The organism is Acinetobacter sp. 243_ASPC (genome assembly GCF_001054715.1).
In the GTDB taxonomy this organism is placed as follows: Bacteria; Pseudomonadota; Gammaproteobacteria; order Pseudomonadales; family Moraxellaceae; genus Acinetobacter; species Acinetobacter soli.
In genome coordinates this window covers 1-2,573 of the sequence record NZ_JVOR01000052.1, presented here as the reverse complement: position 1 = coordinate 2,573, position 2,573 = coordinate 1, and the positions used below count along the sequence as shown (strand labels likewise).

The following is a 2,573-nucleotide window of genomic DNA, read 5'->3' as shown; positions in this document are numbered from 1 at the left end:
GCCGATGGATGTGCATTCTACACTATTTCTCACCCCTTGCAAGCCTGTTTTTATAAAAAAACAAACAAATGTTTACTTATTAACCCATTTGCTTCAATATTTTAAATGAGCAGCTATTTTTTATTCGAATTTTTCGATAAAATAGACAAAATTCACATTTTTAAAGATAATCATGAAATGTATCACAAAGTGATATTAAGGTTCTTTTTACTTACACTTCTATGCTTATCTATGGAAGTGTCTTTTGCTTCGCCTGTTCAAAATTTCTATACATTAACTTTATCAATTATGAGTTATAGCAAACTCTCCACAGGAACCAATACCACACTGTGCGTAATTGATAACCCAGCAGCAGCGGGAATTTTCCAGACACAGATTAAACAATCTACTTATGGATACAAAGTCCAATCTATTCCTGCAGCTAGTTTTGTTAAGACGCAATGTCAGGCCGTTTATTTTTCAAGTCAAACACCTGCGCAGCAAGAAGCATTAATCAATAGTTATCCATCCCACTCATTACTGTCTTTTAGTGCCAATAATATTGATTGTGAAATTGGAAGTATTTTTTGTTTATATCAGCAAAAAGGGAAATCTACTTTTAAAGTTAATTTAGATACGCTCAGTCGCTCTCAAATTCGTATAGATCCCCGCGTTTTACTTTTAGCCAAAAATGCGGAGTAAGCTATGATTTCTCGGCTGTATAAGTCCAATTCATTGCATAGCGTATTCCGCAGATCTCAAGCAACGATTTTTGCGATTACCTTAATTATCTGTTGTTTCACCTTTGTATCAATTTCTACCTTTACAATGGAAACATATACTAAACAGAATTTAAATATTTTGAGTCTAGCGGTCAGTGAGCGTATACAACCTGCGGTGGTTTTTCGGGATCAACAAACAATTTCGCAAATTTTAAATGAATATACATCACAGCACTCTATCCGAAGCATTGAGGTTTTCGACAATCAAAATATTCAATTAGCCAATAGCACCAAGAGCAAAGCTTACTATTCCAGATTACAAGTTTTACTTGATCATGTTTTTCTAAAAGACCCAGTAAAACTTAAAATTTTTCATAATAACCAGCAAGTCGGACAACTGATCATCTACGGAAGTTCAGAGCGTATTTTACAATTTATTGTTACTATTTTAATTGGATTGGCAGTGGTCATGTTATTTATGATTATTGCATTGTGGTGGTCAACCAACTCCACCTATCGCTATATCATGCAATCAATGCAACCACTGACTCAAACCGCACAAATTGTTAGCGATCAAAAGGCATACAACCTTCGCTTTCCAAAAAATAATATTAAAGAATTTCAAGATCTAAATGATGTGTTTAATCAACTTTTACATGAGATTCAAACTTGGCACACACATCTTCAAGATGAAAATCATCAATTGTCTTTTGAAGCCAAGCATGATCATCTTACCGCATTGCCGAATCGCAGTTATTTTTATAGTCAACTGTTACATTTGTTTGAGCAACCGAGCTTACGCTCAAATTCGGCTTTAATTTTTATCGATAATAATCAGTTCAAGCGAATTAACGATCAATACGGTCATCCGGCAGGCGATGCAGTTTTAATCGAAATGGCCCAGCGTTTAAAATCACGTATTCGTCAGCATGATTTTATTGCGCGTTTGGGTGGTGATGAATTCGCCATACTTTTAGAATCTGTGCATCAACGTGATCATCTGATTACGATTGCCGAACACTTATTAGAAAGCTGCAAAAAACCGCTCAGTTTTAATGAGCATCAGATTTATTTCAGTTTCAGTATTGGTATTGCTTTTTCCCAGTTTGCCTCGACTCCTGAGGAACTGATCACACAAGCCGATCAGGCCATGTATAAAGCAAAACATCTCCATCATCATTGGTGTATCCACACCCCCTAACCGATAGGCCCCTTATTATGTTTAGTCATCCGTTTAAGATATCGATTTTAGCTGCCATTTGTCTTGTACTTTCCGGTTGTCTAAGCTTCGGGCCGCTAAAGTACAAGCAAGTTCAACTTTTGAAAAAGGAAGGTTTTGTACAAACTGAGGAAGGCTGGACACTTGGCCTACCTGAACGTTTACTCTTTGATTTTGACAAGTCTGAAGTCAATCCGAACCATCGAAATGAATTGGTGCGATTGAGCAATCAACTCAATAAGTATGGCTTACACAAACTTAAAGTGGTGGGATACACAGATAATATTGGCAATACTGACTATAACATCAAGCTCTCGCAAGCACGTGCTCAGAGCGTAGCCACTATTTTTGTTGAGCAAGGTTTTGTGCGTAGCAATATTCAAACTATTGGTCGTGGTGCTTCTCAACCGTTATTACCTAACACCACCGAAGCAAATCGTGCAGCCAATCGACGCGTAGCGATTATTATTGTGCCGTAATCGAATTGTTCATAAGTTAATACAAAGTTAAATACCGCTTTGTATTAACTTTATAAAATGATAAAAACAACAGACGTAAAAAAACCGCAATAAAGCGGATTTTTTATTTACATCTTTAATTTTTTAAAGATGGTCGGAGCAGTAGGATTCGAACCTACGACCCCCTGGTCCCAA

General features: G+C 36.6%; 3 protein-coding genes. All 3 read left to right on the top strand.

All coding sequences use genetic code 11. The features are described from left to right. Window positions 1-105: 105 nt before the first annotated feature. From ADA42_RS05480 to ADA42_RS05470, 3 genes are read left to right on the top strand one after another with little or no spacing between them, the layout of a single operon-like run. Window positions 106-681 (top strand): YfiR family protein, encoded by a 576-nt coding sequence (locus ADA42_RS05480; protein ID WP_081407816.1) that lies wholly within the window; start codon window positions 106-108, stop codon window positions 679-681. A 3-nt stretch (window positions 682-684) separates the two neighbouring features. Next, window positions 685-1,902, top strand: coding sequence for a diguanylate cyclase domain-containing protein (locus ADA42_RS05475; RefSeq protein ID WP_004933164.1), 1,218 nt, complete (start codon window positions 685-687; stop codon window positions 1,900-1,902). Between the two features lie 17 nt (window positions 1,903-1,919). Further along, complete coding sequence (locus ADA42_RS05470; protein WP_025095459.1) at window positions 1,920-2,399, top strand: OmpA family protein; 480 nt, start codon at window positions 1,920-1,922, stop codon at window positions 2,397-2,399. The last annotated feature ends 174 nt before the right edge of the window (window positions 2,400-2,573 follow it).

Bases quoted from the DNA above. Each gene is read 5' to 3' on its own strand.
- ADA42_RS05480 (WP_081407816.1), top strand. From the start codon at position 106: ATGAGCAGCTATTTTTTATTCGAATTTTTCGATAAAATAGACAAAATT.
- ADA42_RS05475 (WP_004933164.1), top strand. From the start codon at position 685: ATGATTTCTCGGCTGTATAAGTCCAATTCATTGCATAGCGTATTCCGC.
- ADA42_RS05470 (WP_025095459.1), top strand. From the start codon at position 1,920: ATGTTTAGTCATCCGTTTAAGATATCGATTTTAGCTGCCATTTGTCTT.